Below are 20,118 nucleotides of genomic sequence, written 5' to 3' on the forward strand. Positions count from 1 at the left end.
TCATTTGCCCAGTGCCTGCTCCATCTCCTTGAGGAAGGATTTGTCGAGCGCGGCGCCCAGGCTTTGCAGCCATGCTTCCATCGTCGCGCCGCTGTCCGCCGGATTCGCATGCAGGCTCGGTGCCAGCAGCGCCGAGGGCACGCCGAACGCGTAGCTGCCCGTCGCCGTCACCAGGCCGCTCRCGRCGAACGTCGGTGCGACCGTCGCCGTCGTGGTCACGGCCGCACTGCCGGCCAGGTCCACGTACGGGTTGACCCCGACCGGATTCGCGCAGGCCGCACCGGACAACGTGCGCACCACCACGTTGCGTTCGGTCGTCGCGCTGGTACCGGTCGCCGCGTCCGTGCTGGTGGCGCGCACCGTCAGGGTCACGGTGTCGTCGCCGTCGCCACAGCCGTCCGGCAAGGTGATGGTCAGGCGCGCCAGGTTCCAGCCGCCGACGTCGACCGTCGTCGCACCATACGAGGCGGTGACGCGGCGCGTACCGTCGGACAGCACGGCGCCCGCCGGGATGCCCGCGACCCGAACGCCCAGGCTGCCGGGGTCGCCCTCGGCTTCGCTGGCCGCGATGCCCGGCAGCGCGATCGGCCGGCCGGCGAAGCCGTACACGGTGCCCGCACTCTGCGGCAGTGTTTCCACGAGCTGCAGGCCCTGCAGCATCGCGCCGGCCGCCACGCTGGCCGATCCGCCCGCAAGCTGGATCGACAGGTTGTGCGCCTTGCCGTCCCCGCGGAAGCTGAAGGACAGGTGCTGCCACGCCAGCGCCGTGTTGCTGCTGGTGTTGGCATAGGTGCCGATCAGCTGGCCGTCCAGGTACACGCCGACCTTCGTGTTCGCGGCGGCCAGGCCGAGCACCCCCGCGTAATTGAAGTCGAACGTATAGGCCGCGCCGTCCGCGGTCTGCAGGCCGCGCGTGATGCCGTTGGCCTGGTAATAACCGCCCACGCCGTTCGTGAGACCGAGCCAGTCGTCGCCGCTGCTGCCCGCCACCGGTCCCTGCACAGCGGTCTTGCGGCCCTGGGCATTGGTCATCAGATCGCCGTCCTGCCAGATCGGGAACGCCTGGATCCTCCCGCTTGTCGCGGCAGTCAGGTGCCAGCCCTCCAGCTCGCACGTGGTCACGTAGTTGGCATTGCTGCCGCTCCAGTCGTAGCAGCCGAGATCCCAGTCGGTGTCGACCACCCGCCGGCTGACCGCCGCGGCGGGCGGGGTCAGCACCAACTGCGGCGGCTGGGCCACGGCATCGACCTGCACCGCGAGCGCACGGGTCACGCTGGCTGCGCTGCCGTTGGCCCGCTCGGTCGCCGTCGCCGTCACCTGCAGCGCAAGGGTGCCGCTGAACGTCGCCGGCGGCGTCCACGCCAGGGCGTAGGTATTCCAGCCGGTCAGGTCAACCGCAACCCCTTCGGCCACCACGGTGCTGTGCACACCGTCGGACAGCACGCTGCCCGCCGGCAGGCCCGCCAGGGTCAGGCGCAAGCTTTCCGAGCCGTCGACATCGGCCAGCGCGGCATCGATTCCCTGTAACGCCACGGTGCCGCCCTGCACGCCGTGGTTGAGCTGGACCGTCTCGGCCAGCGTCACGTTGTCGAGCATCGTGCCGCGGCCGTCCGGATCCGGACATGGCGCCTCCGCGACGATCTGGATGTTCTGGCGCCCGCCGCTGCCGGTGAAGCTGATGTTCGCATGCTGCCAGTTCAGCGCCGTGGTGCCGCTCGTCGGCGCGTAGGCGGCGACTTCCTTGCCGTCCACGTACACCGCGATGCGCGTCACGTTGGCGCTGTAACCGAGGCGTCCCGCCAGGTCGAAGCTCAGGTTGTAGACGGCGCCCTTGTCGGTCTCGACGTCGCGGCTGATGCCCAGGGTCTGGAACTGGCTGCCGCCGGCATCGTTCAGTTCGAGCCAGTTGCTGCCGTCGCCCGCCGCCGCATGCACGGTGCGCGGCGTGCCCCAGACGTCGGCCATCTGGTCGCCGTCGTGCCAGACCTCGAAGCCGTTCTGGCCGCCGTACAGACGGTTGCCCGTCGTGACCAGCGTCCACCCGTCGAAGGTCGAACCACCCACCAGCGTCGATTGCGAGTCGACGTTCGCGGCGGCCTCCCAGCCCGTGTTGAACACGCGCCGGGTCACGCTGCTGCCCAGCAGCTGCAGGCTGGGTGCGTCGACCACGGCCGCGATGTCGATCTGGATCGCGGCGGCGGCACTCTGCAGGCGGCCGTCGCTCACCGTGAACGCCAGGCGCGCATAGTGGCGATGCTGGTCGCCGTAGCCGTCGAGCGTGTAGCCCGCGCCGCCGGAGGCGTTGGCCGCCGGGACGAAGCGCAGCGCGCCGGCGTCGATGTCGGCACGGACGAACGTCTCGCCCGCCGCCACCGTGCGCCAGCTGCCGTCGGCCTGCCGGCGCTGCAGCGTGCCGTCGGCCGGCAGCGCCGCCAGCGTAACGGTCAGCGCGTCGCCGTCCGCATCGGCCGCGCCGAAGTCGGACCAGCGCAGCACCAGCGCGGTGTCCTCGCTGCCGCTCGCCAACGAGCCGGCAGCCGTCGGCGCGTGGTTCAGCGCGACGACGGACAGGCGTACCGTCGCCACGTTCGACAGGCCGGTGCCGTCGCTCACCTGGTAGGTGAACTGGTCGGCGCCGCTGAAGCCGGTCGCCGGCACGTACGTCCAGCGGCCGTCGGCGCCGCGCGTCACGCTGCCGTGCGCGGGGGCGGTGTCGATGACGACGGACAGCGCATCGCCGTCGCGATCCTGCGCAGCCGCCAGCAGGTCCATTGCCTGGCTGGCGTTCTCGAACAGCGAGTAGCTGCTGTCGGCCAGCGTCGGCAGGTGATTCACGTGGCGCACGGTCAGCGTCACGGTGGCCAGGTTCGAGGCGGCCACGCCGTCGCTGACCCGGTACGTGAAGCTGTCGGTGCCCGAGAATCCGACGGCCGGACGGTACGTCCACTTGCCGTCGGCCTCGACGACCAGTGTGCCGTGCGCCGGACCGGAGGCCAGCTGCGCCACCAGCGGATCGCGGTTGGCACTGTAGCCGGCCGCCAGCGGATCGAGGCGCAGGCTGCCGTCCTCGTCGAGCGCGTAAGCCGCATCGCCCAGCACCGGCGCGATCTCGACCTTGCCGACGGCGAGCGTCACCGTCGCCAGGTTCGACGCGGCGACACCGTCCGTCACGCGGTAGCTGAAGGTATCGGCGCCGAAGAAGTACGGCGCCGGCACGTAGCTCCAGCTGCCGTCCGCATTGAAGGTCAGGCTGCCGTGGGCCGGCGGCGTGACCAGCAGCGCGGTAAGCGGGTCGTGGTTCGGATTCGTGGCCGCGGCCAGCGGATCCAGCACCACGTTGCCGTTTTCGTCCAGTGTCACGGTGCGGTCGGCCAGCGCCGGCGGGATCTCCACCTTGTTCACGGTAAGCGTGACCGTGGCCACGCCGGACGATTCCACGCCGTCGCTGACGCGGTAGGTGAAGCTGTCCGTCCCGTAGAAATACGCGGCCGGCGTGTAAGTCCAGGTACCATCCGCGTTCACCGCCAGCGTGCCGTGCGCGGGCTGCGCCGCGATGGCAGCCGTGAGCGGATCGTGGTTCAGGTCCGCGGCGGTGGCCAGCGGATCGAGCACGATGCTCGCATTCTCGTCCAGCGCGGCGCTGCTGTCGGCCAGGGTCGGTGCGATCTCCACCTTCGCCACCGTCAGCGCGATGGTGGCCACGTCGGATGCCGCGACGCCATCCGTCACCTGCCAGGTGATGCTGTCGGTGCCGTGGAAGTAGGCATCCGGCACGTAAGTCCAGCTGTCGTCCGCGTTCACGTCGATGCGGCCGTGGGCCGGCGGCGTCACCAGCACCGCGGTCAGCGGATCGTGATTGGCGCTGTAGGCCCCGGCCAGCGGGTCGATGCGCACGCCGGTATTTTCGTCCAGCGTGTACGCGGCGTTCTGCAGCGTCGGCGCGATCTCCACTTTCGCGATCTCGATCGTGAGCGTCGCTTCGTCGGACGGCAGATAGCCGTCGTCGAGGTGGAAGTGCACGCTGTCGGTCCCGTAATAATTCCTGTCCGGGACGTACAGCCAGCTGCCGTCGGCGCACGCGGTGAGCGTGCCGTGCAGCGGCGGCGTGGTGACGATGGCGTGCATCGGGTTGCCGTCGGCGTCGTAGCCGTAGGTGCCGAAATCGAGCACGATGCTGCCGTTTTCCTGCACCTGCACCGTGCCGTCCTGCGCCACCGGCGCATGATGGGCCGCCGCCACCGCCACGCGGAACGCGATCGGGGCGGAGTCCGCGCTGCCGTCGCTGACATGGTAGACGATCGTGTCGTCGCCCGCGTACCACTCGTCCGCCACATAGGTCCAGGTCCCGTCCGCATTGGCAGTCAGGGTGCCGTGGGCCGGCGGCGTGTCGATCACGGCCACGAGATGGTCGCCATCGACGTCGGTCGCCGTCGCGGCCAGGTCCAGCACCAGCGGCTGGCCGGCCGTGACCTGGCCGGTGCTGTCGGTGCCGATCGGCACGTGGTTCACCGGCAGCATCGTCAACGCGACCGTGGCCACGTTGGAGGTGCGGCCGTCGACGCTGTAGCGGTAACTGAAGCTGTCGGCTCCGCGGTACAGCGCGTCCGGCACATAGGTCAGGGTGCCGTCCGCGTTGGTGGCCAGGTGACCGTGGGTCGGACCGTCCACCACTTCCAGTACCGGAGTGCCGGCGCCGGCCAGGTCGTTGGCCAGCGGCGCCACCCCCACGCTCTGTTCTTCGTTGGTGACGACGCTGTCGTCGAACGCCAGCGGATCGCGTACCAGCTGCACGTTGGAGAGCTGCACCTGGCTGTGCGAACCGCCGAAGCCGATCAGGTCGAACGACAGCGCCGCCGGTACCGCCGCCGCCGAACGGCCGGCCAGCGCGGCTTGCAGGTCGACGTAATAGGTGACCGTACCGTCGGCATGCGCCATGCGGGTCACGGCCGAGGCCATGCGCTCGGTGCCGTCCGACTGGATGTTGAGCAGCGCGTCGGAACGCGTCAGGCCATCGGTGCCGGCCAGCGCGGCGCCGGTGCCGGCGTCGTCCAGCGCGACCTCGAAGGCGTCCGGCGGCGCACTGCCGTAGTTCGTCCGCAGGCCGTGCGTGTCGACGGTGAAGGCGAGATAGCGGTCGCCGTCGTGCAGTTCGAACACTTGGGACAGCTGGGCGTCGGCGGCGCGGTCGTTCGTCAGCACCGCGCCGTGGCCCGGGTCGACGCTCACGTTGCCGGCGGCCGTCCAGGCATCCAGGCCGGCGTCGAATCCGCCGTCCGTCAGGGTCGGGGCGATCACCATCTCGTACTGCACCCCGGCGGCGACGGCCGCCAGGTCGATGGCCGCACCGCTCGCCGAGCCGGGGATGACGACGACGGAGGCCGGGGCCGGGGCCGTACCGAGCGCCGCGATATCGGCCGCGCCAGGAATGCGGCGCGTGCCCGGCGCCAGCAGGCCGGCTTCCACGTCGAATGGACTGTTGTCGTCCGCCAGGCCGAGCACGTGGCCCAGTTCGTGGACCAGCACCGTCAGCAGGTCGATCCTGCCGGCGGCCGGGCTGCCGTCCGCGGCCACCGACACGTTCGGAGTGCTGGTCGGCAGATACCAGGCGCCGGAGGCCGGGCCGGTATCCGTCTGCCAGCCCCACCCGGCCGCGTCGGACGACAGCAGCACGGTGTTGCCCGTGGTCGCCCCGGCCATCCCCTGCGGCAGCGTGTCGATCGCGAAGCGGACATTGGCGAAGGCATCCTGCGGCACGCCGGCGGCGAACCAGTAGCCCTCGGCCGCGCCCAGTGCCGCGTTCAGCTCACCCATCGTCAGCGCGGCGGCGCCCGGACCGGTGGTCGCCACGCGCAGCGGCATCGTCGTGGTGGGCAGCGGCAGCTGCTTGTTGGTCAGCACGATCGTGATCGGGCCAGCCGCACGGCCGTCATTCGCCGGCGCGGTCGGCCCGATCTTCTCAGGAATCGGCATCTTAATCTGAAACAGCAAGGGCCGGACGGCCGCATTGCCACCGCTTTTATCGATCAGGTCACTGTATTTCTGAAAGCGCGCCATCTGCCCCTCGTCCATCGGGATCCTCGAAATCTCACCGTTGCTCCCGTCGCGCAACCACTTCTCAATCTTCGTGTTGAACACCTCGGGGCTCAGATTTTGTACCGTCGGGGACTCGCCGGCCGTCTTGACCTCGACCACGAACACGGTCGGCGGCGGGCCTTTATCGAAGCCGATCAGGTCGATACCCTGATTCCGGGAATTTTGCAGGGTTTCGAACTCGATGCCGGTCGCTTTCTTCAACGCCGCTTTGGCGATCTTTTCGCCATAGCGGCCGACTTCATTGCGCAACTGGCCCTTGCTCTGATAGAGCTCGGACGTCCATTCGACATCCAACGGACCGTCGAGCAGAGAAATCCGGTCGCCCGGCGCCAGTTCGGTCAGCTTGACGTCGCGCTTCACCGCGTCCGCGATGGTGGCGAAGATGCACTTGTTGTGCACCCACACGCCGAACGTACCGACGAAGTAGTTGTGGACGTCCGCCACCTCGAAGTTGTACACGTCCGCATGCGCCGCATCGATCGCCGTCGCGGTCACTTCGGCCACGCCGCCGTCGACCAGCGCGATGCGGTCGCCCACGCGCAGGTCGGCCGCGCCGCGCCACCACTGGCCGTCGATGAAGAACGGGTGCTCGCGGGTGGTGCCGATGGTCTCGCTGCGGCCGTCGGCGGTGCGCACGGTGATCCGGTAGATCACGCGGTCGGCGTCGCGGAACAGCTGCAGCACGCGGCGCCAGCTGTTTTCCGTCCCGCCCACCGCGCGCGCCGCCACCAGGTCGCCGACCTCGATCGCCTCGATCGGTTTCGGTCCTTCCTGCGTGACGACCAGCGTGCCTGCCACGAAACACTGCGTGTTCGGGTCGAGCTTGATCTGCGGCGCCGCATCCGAGAAGGCGTCCGGCGACAGGGTGCTGTCGACTTCCGTCAGCGTGCGCTTGTACCCGTTGACCATCGCATCGCCGGTCGATTGTTCGAACCGGCCTTGAGTGAGGCGCTGCTCGCGCATGGCCAGGCTCTTCACCCGCGTCTGCAACTCGCGCGTGAGCGTGCGCGACACCTTGCCGCCGGTCGACGGCGCCGCGAGCATGGCCAGCGACTGGATGCCCTGGTCGAACGCAGCCGCATAATCGCCTTTGATGAGCGGCTGCGCCACGTCCACCGCCATCGCACCGGCGCCGATCCACGGGTTCACGTACAGCACCTGGCGCGCGATCATCCCCGCCACTTCCTCGCCGGACGCGCCGGCGTTCACCGCCTGCCCCAGCTGACTCATCGCCTGCAGGTCGGGCGGATTGCCCGTGATGACGCCCTTGGCGAAACCGGCCGCCACGAATGCGGTGTCGGCCACCTGCATCGGAATCTCGGTGATGCCCATCACCAGGCCGTCCAGGCCTTTCGCCACGTCGGCGAACACGCGGGCAGCACCGTGCGAGCCGCCGATGTTGTAGTCGACCGTGTCGAGCACGTGGCGCGCGTCGACCATCGCGTCGCGCTGCGCCGTGTTGTCGTAGCCGAACAGCGAGCGCGTGGACGCCGACAGGCCGTTCCACAGATAGCTCAATTCGGCGCCAAGGCGGATCAGGCCCGTGTTGACGGTGCCGTTGCTCCTGTCCTTCTCCGGCACGGCCGGTGCCGCCGGCGCGCCGCTCGGTGCCGGGGCCGGCGCCTGCTTCGCCACGCCAGGCATCAGGTCGGCCAGGTAAGGCACGTTCTGCAGCGGGATCTCGGCCAGGTAGGACGGCGGCATGTACGACGCGATGCCGTAGATCCAGCCGAAGTTCGGCTGCGCGCCGCCGTTCGAGCCGTCGCTGTCGAAGCGCAGCGGCGCCACCAGCTGCACGGGGCTCATCGGGCTGGTGCGGTCGATCGGCGTCGTCAGCGGACGGCCGTCGGCATTGATCGCGGCCTGCACCAGCGCGCCCGCGTTCCACACGAACAGCGACTGGTACATGATGTCGCTGTAGCCGTAATGGCCCGACTCGTCCTCGACGAAGCCGTTGACGTAGATATTGCCGTCGGCGCCCAGCGCCATCTTGTCCAGCGCCACACCCGGGATCGGCGTGGTCGCGCCCATGTACACCGGGGCGCCGTGGACGCCGAACGGATCCTTGATCACGCCGATCTTGCCGCCGATCTGCTTGCCGAGGCCGAAGTTGTCCCACTCGTTGAAATGCGCGTCGTCGAACAGGAAGTTGTAGTCGGCCACCAGCGCATAGGTCTCGCCCTGGTAATTCAACACCACGGCGCCGGCGGCGCGCTGGATGTTCTGCTGGTCGTGCGCCTGCAGCCAGTTGTAGTTGGTGCCCGGCGTGAGCAGCGGCTGCGACACGTGGGTCGTACCGGCCAGCAGGCCGTTGCTCTGGTCGAAGTCGAACGTGACCGCCGCCACGCCGCGGTCGTAGTCCTTGGCGTTACTGAGCAGGAAACGGCCCGGCGCGCCGCCGTCGGTCAGGTATTGCGGTCCCTTGCCGCCGTTGGCGGCGGTGTAGCCGGACAGGTCGACCGTCACGACGTCGCCCGCGGCCACCGTCCCGTCACCGTCGATGCCGTAGGTATCGACGATGTAGACGTTGCCGCGCGCCGCCTGCGGGGTGTTATTCAGCGGCAGCGACGTCTGCGGCGCGGCCACGGCCAGGTAGCGGCCGCTGTTGACCGCCATGCCGAGGTAGCCGTACGGCGCGCTGCCCGTCGGCAGATTGACGACCTGCTGGCGCTTCAGGAAGTTCGGGCTCGTGCTGTCGCAGTCGATGCGCAGCAGGCGCCCGCCGGTGGCGCCGTAGTGGTTGCCCTCGGTGACGTACAGCCAGCCGTTGTTCACGGCCAGGCTGTTGATGCTGGTCGTCGAGTTGGCCACCTCGATCGTCCACACGACGTCGCGCGTGGTCGTATCGAGCACGTAGATCCGGCCGTTGCGGCCCGCGATGAACGCGAGGCTGCCTTCCTCGTTGTAGGCGATCTGGTGGTCCGGGCCGCCCATCATGTCCAGCGGCCGGCCCTTGTCGTCGGTCGTGATCTGCTTGGCCAGCGCCGGTCCGCTGGCGGTGGCCGCGAACACGTCGATGCGGTGCGCCGTCGTCACCAGCACGTCGGTCGGCGGCTGGCTGAACGACAGGCCGACCGGGTCGCCGCCGATCACCTCGCCCGTTTCCATCTCGTCGGCAGGGAGGTCCGGCGTGCCGGTGTCGATGTCCGGAACGCCGTCCAGCAGCGGCAGGCGGCGCACGCCCGGATCGAGGGCGCCGTCCATCACGCTGCCCGGATCCTGGTTGTCCTGCAGGTTCAGCACGTGGCCCAGTTCGTGCAGCATCACGGTCAGCAGGTCCAGCTTGCCGTCGCCGGCGCTGCCCGCGGCAGCCTGGAACACTTCCGGCAGCGCCGTCGAGTCCCAGCCGTTCAGGGCTTGCGGGTCCTGGTCGACCAGCCAGCCCCACCCGGCCGCGTCGGCGCTCAGGGTGATGGTCTTGCCGGAGGTGTCGGCCGCGCGGTTACCCGGCAGGGTGCCGATCGCCAGCTCGACGCCGTCAAAGCGGGACGGGTCGACGCCGTCGTCGATCCACAACTGCTTGGCCAGCTCGAATTGCATGCGCGCCTGGTCCAGCGTCAGCGGCACGATGTCCGTGCCCGGACCGCGCACGGTCACGTCCTCGTCCTGACCCGCGCCGCCGTTCGGATCGGCGCCCATGCCGACCCGCTCCACATACACGAGGTGCTGGGACAGCGCGACACCGGCCGGCAGCGTGATCTTGAGCGTGCCGTCGCCCGCCACCGTCGGCGTGAACGGCTGCCACACGAGACCGCGGTCGGGCGCCGTGCCGACGGCCATGGGCTTGGCCAGCTGGTCGCCCAGCGGCACCAGCCACACGCGCAGCTTTGTCGCGCCCGCGGGCTGTCCGGCCGGCACGAAGTTCACGCCGCTGACGGTCAGCTCGCGCGAGCCGGCGTCGTAACTCAGACTGGTCACGGTCGGCACCAGCGGCGACGCAGTCGGCGGCACCGGCACGGAGACCGTCGCATTCGGCTGCAGCGCGGCCGGCGGAATCGCCAGCTGGTAAGAGCCCTGCAGCGAATAGCGCACACCCACCACGTTGCTCATGGAGGCGAAGATGCCCATCGCGGCCACCGCCATCATCGGCGTCGGCGCCATGGCGCAGTACATCATCTGCGACCAGATCGCGTTGAAGTCGATGATGCCGCCGCGGATCTCGGTGGCGCCGGTGCGGTTGTCCACCTTGGCGCTGCCGGTGACGAGGATGTTGCCGCCCGCCGTGATGCCGGTGTACGGCGTGCTGGCGGTGTGCGCCAGCCCATCCTCGCCGATCAGGCCATTGTCCAGCAGCCACCAGGTCTTGTGGACGACGCCGTCGGCATCCTTGATGGTGCCTTCGCGCCAGAACATGACCTGGGTGCCGGCGGCGAGCGAACCGTTGACCTTCACCGCCAGCTGCAGCGGCAGGCTGCTCTGCTGGCCGGACAGGCTGACGGCGACGCCACCGAGCGTGTTCAACAGGCCGGCGGCAGGCAGCGGGATGTCCAGGCGGTTCAGGTCGAGCGAACGCACGGCGATCGTGGTGTCGCCCTTGAGCGCACCCGGCGCCACCATCAGGGTGTTGCCGTCCACATCGCGCGTCACGCCGCCCTGGGTCGCCGAGGCGACGGTCGGGCCGGCGACGGCCGCGCGCACCACCACCTCGACGGTGCGCTGCAGGCCGCCGTTGACAACCGTGATGGTCGCGCTGCCGGCCTGTTTGCCGATCACGAGGCCGTCGGCCGTGATGGTCGCGACGCTCGGGTCGCTGATGAAGTAACGCGTGCCGGTGGCGGCCGCGCCGATGTCGGTGCCGCTGTTGGTGTGCACGTCGAGCTGGCGCTGGCCGCCGTCGGCCGCGAGGCCGATCGCTTTCGGATACAGGTCGAACTCCACGCTGCCGCCCGGTGCCGTCGCGGCCGGACCGGCCGTGACGGCATTCCAGGCTGACAGGCCGTGCGACGAAACCTGCAGCAGCGCGGTGCCGGCGCCGACGGCGCGCAGCAGGTTGTCCGCGCCCACCGCCACCACGTCCGGATCGCTCGACACGACGGTCACATAACCCGCGTCCAGTTCGACGCCCTGCTGGTCGGCGAAGTCGCCGGTGATCCGCAGGCGCGCCGCGGCGCCGGTGCCGAGCGCCGCCAGGCGTTCGACGTGCAGCGCGCTCAAGCGCGCGTCCGACACCTGCACGGCCACGTCCAGCGGCGCGCCGACGGCATAACCGTCGTCGGCCACGAGCGTGACATGGGCGGTGCCGGCGAAGCCCGGCGCCGGCGTGAACACCAGCGAGCGGCCGTCCGGCGCGATGGCGGCCTGGCCGCCGGTCGCACCCAGCACACGCCAGGTGATGCGGTCGCCTTCGTTGTCGCGCGCCAGCGCATCCAGGCTCACCGAGCCCGTGAGACCCGTGTGCGTCAGCAGGACCGGGCCGGCGTGCGGCACGGCCTGCGGCGCGAAGTTCGCGCGCCAGCCATAGTTCGCATACAGGATCTGGCGGTCGCTGTCGGCCACGCGGCCGTCGCCGTCCAGATCCGCCGCCAGGTCGCCCTGGCGCAGCGCGGCGTCGAACGCCGCCGCGTCGGTGCCGTCGATGCGGCCGTCGGCATTCAGGTCGCCCGCCACGGCCACCGTCAGGCTGGCCGCGCCCATGCCGCGCAACGTGAGACGTTTGAGACCCGCCGCATCCACGCGCAGCAGGGTCACGGTGGCGTCGCCGCTGGTGGCGCTGCCGATCACCGTGGCACCGGCTGCGTCCAGCTGCAGGCCGGCGCCGCGGGTGCGCACGGCCAGCAGCACGGCGCCGCCGGCACCCGGGATGCGCGTGGTGGCCGCCAGTTCGCTGTCGCGTACCTGCAAAGCGAAGCTGGCCGGCGTGCCCGCCTGCAGCGTGCCGCTCCAGCTGCCGCCCTGCCCCGCGGCCGTCCAGGCGGCCGCTTCGCCGAGGTTGACGTCGGCGCCGGCGATCAGGCCGCCCGCCGCGTCATAGCCGTACGGCGTACCCGCGCCGGCCGCCGCGTTCAGCGGACGTGCCAGCACCAGGCGGCCGGCGGCGTCGTACTGGTACACGACGCTCGCGCTGCCGCCGTCGGCCTGCGGGCCGGTCACGGCCACGATACGGCCGCTCGCGTCGCGCAGGAAGTCGACGCGGCCGCCGCCCACGGCGGCCACGCCGGCATCGCTGACGAGCCATTGGGCGCCGTCGGCGAAGCGCACGGCCGTGATGCGGCCGCCGGCGTCCAGGACGTACGACGCCCCGTCCGGACCCGTGAGCAGATAGCCCTGCGGGCGCCACGGCAGGCCCGTGACTTCGTCGTACAGGCTCGAGCCCTGCTGCTGTAGCGCGACCGGGCTGGCCAGCGGATTGCCGGCCGCATCCAGGTTCACAGCCTGCAGCATCCACCCATCCTGGGTACCGAATTGCGGATGCAGCACGCGCGGCGCACCCGGCGTGGCGCCGAGCGATTCCGCATTGGCGCCGAGCGTGAACGCCAGGTAGGCCGGCGCGCTCGTCGTTGCCAGCGCGGCCGGCACCTGCAGCCACACGCGCGCCCCCGTGCGCCATGCGACGGCGGCGCCGTTCGCGTCCGTGTCCGGCTGGTCGCTGGTCGCACTGCTCGCCAGCAGCGGCAGGCTCCAGTTGCCCAGATCGCCCGCGCCCGGGAACGTGCGGCCCAGCGCGAGGGTGTGGCCGGCCAGGACGAATGCGCCGTCGCTGGCCACGCTCGTCGTCAGCTGCTTCGCGGTCGAATCGATCACGACGCGGCTGTCGATCTCACTCGTGCCGCCACGCAGGTTGTGCGCCGTCAGGCGCAGTTGATACACGCCGTTGGCAAAGCGCGCCGGGTCCAGCGTGCCGAGGTCGCGCAGGCCCGACATCGCCTGGGCCGCGTCCTGTTCGGCGGCCAGCGTGGTCCAGTTGCTCGTGCCGGCCGGCGCGATCTGCAGCTGCCAGCCCATCAGCTGGGCGTCGGCGATGCGGCCTTGCAGCGTCACGGCGTGGTCGATGGTGACAGGCGCCAGTGCGCTGCCGTCGGCACCCCACAAACCCTGCAGCGCGCCCGCCCAGGACAGCTGCGGCGTGGCGTTGGCCGCTGGATCGCGCACCAGGATGGTCGCGGTGCGGGTGGCGCTGAAGCCGTCGGCATCGCGGGCCGTCACGCGCACGGTGACGATGCCCGGCGCCACCGGGGTCAGGCGCACCTGGCCGGCGCCGTTGAGCTGGACCGGGGTCCAGCCGGACGCGCCGATCGCCGCGCCCTGCACCTCGACGGTGAGACCGGACAGCTGCCCGAACGTCAGGGCGCGCACGGACGTGAGCACGGCCTGCCCGGGCAGCACGGCCATGGACGGCGTGGCGTCGACGGCAATCCGCGGCGCGTTGGCGGCAGGATCGGCGACCACGCGCAGCATGAAGGTGGAGCTCGTGGTGCTGCCGAACACGCCGGTGGCGCGCACGGTGACCAGGTAGTCGCCCACCTGGCCCGGACCCGGCGTCCAACGCAGCGCGCCCGCGGCCGCGTCGTACACGGCGCCCGGCGGCAGGTTGTCGAATGCGAGTGCCAGCGCGGCCGTCTGGCCGGCGCCGTCCAGGTCGCGCGCGGCGATGCCGCCGCCGGTCTGCGCGCCGCGCACGACCGGCAGCGTGAATGTCTGGCCCACCTGCAGCGCATGGCTGGAGGACTGAACCACCGGCGGGCGGTCCACGTGCAGCACTTTTACACGCACCGTCTGCGTGGTCGTCAGCTGGCCATCGCTGACGGCGAAGCGGAAGCTGAAGACCTTGTCGGTCGCTCCCATCGCAGTCACCGTGTCGGACGGCGGGGTCCACTCGAAGTAGCCGGTGGCCGGGTCGAAGTGCACGCCGGCCGGGGTGGTGTCGTCCGCGATCAGCGACAGGCGCAGCGGATCACCGTCCGCGTCGCTCGAGAGCAGCGAGAAGCCGAGGGTGTTCCCCTCGTTCACCAGCTGCAGCGGCAGCGGCTGAATCAGCGGGGCGCGGTCCACGTGGGCGACCGTGATGCGGATCGTCTGCACCACTTCGGCCATGCCGTCGCGGGCCCTGGCCGTGACCACGTACACGCCGGCCGGCTGGCCAACCGAACCCGCGTTCGACGCGAACGTGCCCGGGGTCCAGGCGAGCGCCAGCCCGGCCTGGCCGTTGGCGCCGCCCGACGACGTCATCGTCATGCCAGRCGGCAGGCCGTCCACGGCCCAGTGCAGGTAGTCGCCGTCGGCGTCGCGCGCCTGCAACGCCAGTGCCAGCGGCTGGCCCTCGGCGCCGGCCACGTCGACCGTCGCCGCGGCCGCGAGCGGCTGGCCGTTGGCCTGCGCCTGCACGATTTCCGGCACGCCGTTGGCGGCCTTGAGGACGATGCGCAGGTCGCGTGCGGCCACGTTCGGGACCGGCACGTAGTCGACCGGCAGCGGCGTGTTCTGCGGCGGCAGGCCGCTGTCCGTCACGCTCACGCTGACGTCGTACACGCCCGGCGCGGTGCCGGCCGGCGGCGTCCATTCGAGCCAGGCGTGGCCGTAGACGCCGTCGGTGACGATGCGCGCCCCGGCCGGCAGGCCCTGGGCGGCGAACGTCAACGCGTCCTGGTCCAGGTCGCGCGCCGTGATCGGCAGGCGGAGCAGCTGGCCCGGCACCGCCACGACTTCGCGCGGCAGGTCGAGTTCCGGCGCTTCCGTGAAGCTGGTCACCGAGAGCACGAAGGTCGCGCTGCTGCTGCGGACCAGCGCGGGGTCGCCGCCGCCGTCGTCGACGGCCGTCACGGTGATGGTGTAGTCGCCGCGCGCATGCAGGCCTGGTGCGAAGTGCAGCGTGCCGGTCGCGTTCGGGCCGGCCTGCTGGGCGAGCGTGGCGAACGCGGGCAGGCCGCTGACGGTGAACGTGACGGTGTGGCCGTCCGGGCTCGACGCGGCCAAAGGGATGTCCAGCGTGGCCCGTTCGGCCAGGCTGGCCGGCGCCGGCGCGGCGAGCAGCGGCGCGCGCGCGACGTCGTCGATCACGATCGGGATCGTGGTCGTGCTGGTCATCGGCACGCCGTCCGCGCTGCGGGTGGCGCGCACGGTGATGCTGTAGTTGCCGGCCTGGCTGTAGCCCGGCGTCCACAGGATCTGCAAGGTGTCGCGGTCGAACTGCGCGCCCGGGGGCAGGCTGCCGACGATCTCGTAGTCGACCTGGGACGTGCCCTGGCCGCCGCCCAGCTGACCGCCCGCCTGCATGCGCATGGAAGGGATGAAGTCGGGGTTGGCGGGGTCGAACGCGAACACGGACAGGTCGAGCGGCACGCCTTCCAGGCCGTACACGGTCTGCGCCGGCGGGAATTGCGGAGCCACCGGCTGCGACAGCACGTTCAGCACGATGTTGCGGGTCACGCGTGTGACGACCGGGTCGCCGCTGACCGGCACGTAGGTGGCGGACAGCGTGACCGGGATGGTCATCACCCCGGCCGCGTTGTACGGCGGCGTCCACGTGAACCAGCCGGTGGCCGGGTCGAGATAGGCGCCCGCCGGCAAGGTGGTCGCGGTGTAGCGCAGCGTCGTGGCGCTGCCGTCCGCGCGCGACAGGCCGCCCGGCAGGCTGCTCGCGAGCTGCAATGCGAACTGCGTGCCTTCGCGCACCGTCTGGGCCGGCAGCGGCGCGAACACCGGTGCCGGATAGCCCTGCGCCACCGTGATGGTGAAGGCGGTGGACACGGTGACGGTGCCGTCCGTGGCGACGATCGTCACGTTGGCGTAGGTGCCGGCCTGGTCGTAGCCCGGCGTCCAGACGATACGGCGCTGGGCCGCGTCGTAGCTGGCGCCCGGCGGCAGGTTGCGCACGGTGACGGTCAGCGGATCGCCGTCGGCGTCGAGTACGGCCACCGGCACCACGATCGTGTCGCCTTCGGTTGCGTGGATGTCCTGCACGGCCGCGATGCGCGGCGGGTTGTCCGCGCCCTGCACGTGCACACCATAGTGCACCAGCGTCACGCCGCCGCGCCCGTCCTGCAGGCGCACGACGATGTCGTTGTCGGCCAGGCTGGCGGCGCCCGGGGTCCAGTGCAGCGCCGCGCGGCCGCTGTAGCCGGCCGCGCTCGTGGTCACGCCGGCTTCCGGCACGAGCGTGACGCCGGCCGGCGCCTGCACCAGCTGCCAGAAGAACTGGCTGTCGTTGTCCGAGTCGCCCTCGAGCGTCACGGACCAGGCCTCGCCCAGGGTGGCGGCGGACAGCGGCACCGTGCCGGCCGTGCTCAGATGCGTGAGGCCGGTGGTGTCGATGCGGCTGGTCGACGCAATGAGCGCGCCGTCGGCGCCAAAGGTATCCTCGCCCGTGTGGCCGTTGGCGCGACGCCAGCTGGTCGACAACCGCACGCCATGCGCGTCGAAGCGGGTCAGCGTGGTGTTGCCGTGGCCGTCGTCGGTGGCGCGGCTGCTGCTGCCGTCGGCGTACGCGGTGCGTGTTTCGCGGGTGCCGTCGGCGAACCAGGTCACGTGGCCGCTGGTACCGTCGGCATGCTGCCAGGTACCCGACGTGCGGGTGCCGTTGGCATCCGTATCGACGGAATCGACGTTGCCGACGCCGTCGTCGGTGACCGTCGTCGTGCTGCCGTTGTCATGGGTCGTAACGCGGTTCTGCACGGTGCCGGCGCGGGCGCCGTGCACGTCGTAGAGCGTCGTGGCGCCAACGCCGGCCGCGTCGCGCGCATAGGCACGCACGCCGCCGCTGCCCGCCACCGAGAAGCCGTAGGCGCCGCCGCCGGCATCGTACTCGTCGGCGCCGGAGCTGCCGTCCTCGCGCAGCCAGCGCGCACCCAGGCGGGCGCCGCCCGCCGCGTAGCGGGTCAACGACACGTTGCCGTAGCCGTCGTTCTGCATCGCGACCCAGCCGCCGTCCGCCTGGTAGACGTTGGTCCCGGAGCTGCCGTCGGCATGGCGCCATTCGTCCGACGTGCGCTGGCCTTGCGCGTCGTAGCGCACGGTCTGCACGTTGCCTTCGTTGTCGTCGGTGACGGTGCTGCGCGAGCCGTCGGCGTAATGGGCCTCGCCGGAGCGGGCGCCGGTGCCGCTGTAGCTGTCGGTGCCATGGCTGCCGTCGGCCCTGGTCCAGGTGGTGCCCGTCTTGATGCCGTGCGCGTCGTAGCGCACGGTGGTGTCGTTGCCCTGCGTGTCCGTCACGCGGACCGCGCGGGTGCCGTCGGCGCCGGTGGTGCTGACTGCGGTGACGGTGCCGGTGAGCGTGCCGTCGGCGCGGTACTGCATTGTCACGATGGTGCCGCGGCCATTGTCCGTGAACCGGCTGCCGGTGCCGTCGGCTGCGCGCGCCGTGCCGGCGCTGGAGCCGTCCGGCGCATACGACGTCGCGCCCGAGCTGCCGTCGGCGGCCTGCCAGATCGCGCTTGTCAGCACGCTGCCGGCGCTGAACTGGCGCGTCGTGACGTTGCCGGTGCCGTCGTCGACCTTCACGCTGTAGCTGCTGTCCGTGTTGCGGATGGTCGTCGTCGTCGCGCCGCTTGCCGCCACGCGGATCGTGCCCACTGCGGCGGACGCGCCGGCCGCGTTCACGAAGCTGACGGTGCCGTTGCCGGCCGGGTCCAGCGTCTGCAGCGTGGAGCTGCCGTCGGCGAAGCGCGTGAGCGTGGTGACCGTGCGGTCGGCGTTGACGGTGATGCTGCCGCTGGCCACGCGCACGCCCGCCGCGTCGGTGTCGACGAACTGCTTGGCGCCGGTCGCATCCAGCGTGTAGCTGCGGGTGCTGCCGTCGGTGTTGAAGACGGCGCCGCCGCGGGTCCCTGCGGCGTCGGTCCAGATTTCGTCCAGCTTGCGGCCGGCGAGCGACAGGCGCGTGGTCGTGACGCGGCCCTGGCCGTTGTCCGTCAGGGTGCGCCTGGTGCCGTCGGCCAGCGTCGTGGTGACCGCGACCGTGCGGCCCGTCTGGGTACCGTTCGCGTCGAAATACAACGTAATCACCGTGCCCCGGCCATCGTCGTGCCAGCTGCTGCGGGTGCGGTCGGCAAGCAGTTTGCCGCCGTCGCGTGCACCGTCGGCATAGAACGTGTCGGTGCCGCTGCTGCCGTCGGCCGCCGTCCAGCTGTCGCCGGTGGCGCGCGCCTGGGCGTCGTAGCGGGTGGTGGTGGCGTTGCCCTTGCCGTCCGAACGGACGACGGTGCCCGTGCCGTCCGCGTTCACGGTGGACTGCACGCTGCGCTGGGCCAGCRCGGTGCCGCGGGCATCGTACTCGGTGTCCACGCGCGAGCCGCGGCCGTCGTCCGTGTAGCTGGTCGAGCTGCCGTCGGCCGCGCGCCGGGTGCCGGCGCTGGCGCCGTCCGCCGCGTAGCTGTCGCTGCCCGCGCTGCCGTCCGCGCGATGCCAGCCGGACGCGGTGACGCGTCCCTCCGCGTCGTACTCGCGCGAGGTCGTGTTGCCTTGGCCGTCGTCCTCGGCCACCGTGCGGCCGCCGTCGGCGTGCACGGTGGTCAGCACGACGGTCTGGCCGCCGGTCGTGCCGTCGGCGCCGTATTCCTGGCGCACGACGCGGCCGTGGCCGTCGTCGGCCGAGGTGCTGGACGAGCCGTCAGCGTAGAAGGCGACGCCGCTGCCGGCGCCGTCGGCGCCATAGCTGTCGTTGCCGTAGCTGCCGTCGGCCGCGCGCCACAGGCGGCGCAGCAGGCGGCCCTGCGTATCGTATTGCAGGGTCGTGCCGTTGCCCGCGCCGTCGTCGGTCTCCACGCTCGACTCGCCGCTCGTCGCATGCGATGTGGTGACGAGGCCGGCCGCCGTGCGCGCCATGGTGCCGCTCGCGACCTGGACGCCGGCGGCGTCGTAGTTGACGAAGCTGCCCGCGCCGTGGGCGTCCGCGGTACGTACGGCGGAGGTGCCGTCGACCTGGATCGTCGTCGTGGTCACCGTGCCGTCGCCGTTCACACGGATGGTGCCGTGGGCACCCGCGCGGCCGCCGGCGCCGGTGTCGGCGAAGGTGCCGTTGCCCAGGAGGTCGCGGGTGGTCGCGTGCTGCGAGCCGTCCGCGTTGATCGTGCGGGTGGTGGAGGAACCGTCGGCGGCGAAGGTGTCGCTGCCACGCGAGCCGTCGGCGCGCTGCCAGCTGTCCGCCACCACGCTGCCGTCGGCCGCGTAGCTGCGGCTCGTGACCGTGCCGGCGGCGTCCGTCGTGGTGACGGTCTTGCTGCCGTCGGCATGCACGACGGTGCCGGGCGTGAGCGCATCGCTCGCGTCGGCGGCGCCGTGGCCGTTGTCGTCCACGACCGCGATCGCAGGCGGCGTGCTTTCATAGGCCACGGCATACACGCCATGGCTCATGTCGAACTTCGCCAGCTGCGCCGTGCCGAGGGCGGCCGTCAGGCCGGTCGACGGCCCGACGGTGACGGTCTGGCCGGCCAGCGTCGCGCCCACTTGCAGCTTGCCGCCGGTGGAGGCCAGGACCGCCGTCAGGTCGATGGTCCACAGGCTGCCGCCCGTGTTGGTGCCGCCGGCGACGCTGCCGCCGAAGTACTGGCCCGGATCGAGCAGCAGTGTGAGCGGCCCCCGGATGTCCATCGAACCGGTGTTGGTGATACTCACGTCGTAGCTCACCGCGCCCGTGACGTGGTTGGCACGGGTGTTCGAGAACGTCAGCTTGACCCGGTCCGAATAGTTCAGCACCGTCGAGAAGCCGGTGACATAGCCCGCGGCCAGCGGCGCCTCGAAGGCGCTGCGGATGCTGGTCGCCACGCGCAGCTGCCAGCCGCCGGTCGGCAGCTGCGGCAGCGCGAGGACGGCCGTGCGCGTGGCCGCGTTCCACGTCACGCCGCGCGGGTGCAGGGAAAGCACGCTGCCGGTCGACGTCGACACCAGCTCGTAGTTGTCGGCATTGAGTACGCTGGCCGGATCGAAGGCGTCGTCGCCGCTGCGGCCCAGCCACATGTCCTGGTCGAACTGCACCGACACGCTGTTCAGCGGCAGCGCCACCAGGGCGCCGTTCGGGATCGACGCCGCGCTGACGTGCGGCGGTTGCAGCGGGGAGATCTGGTCGATGCTGCCCGTCTCGGCGACCAGCAGGCG

The 20,118-nt window shown here is 71.3% G+C and carries 1 protein-coding gene (running past one end of the window); it reads right to left on the reverse strand.

Features of this window, described 5'->3' with window-relative positions; genetic code table 11:
• A protein-coding gene (locus tag AC1DYX_RS00305; RefSeq protein WP_477255108.1) for a tandem-95 repeat protein crosses the window boundary here: on the reverse strand, window positions 1-20,118 show its 3' end. 22,554 nt of this gene lie beyond the right edge of the window; the window shows 20,118 of its 42,672 coding nt (coding positions 22,555-42,672); the start codon falls outside the window, past its right edge; its stop codon occupies window positions 1-3.

The sequence above is a fragment of the Massilia sp. P2_C2 genome, assembly GCF_056404615.1.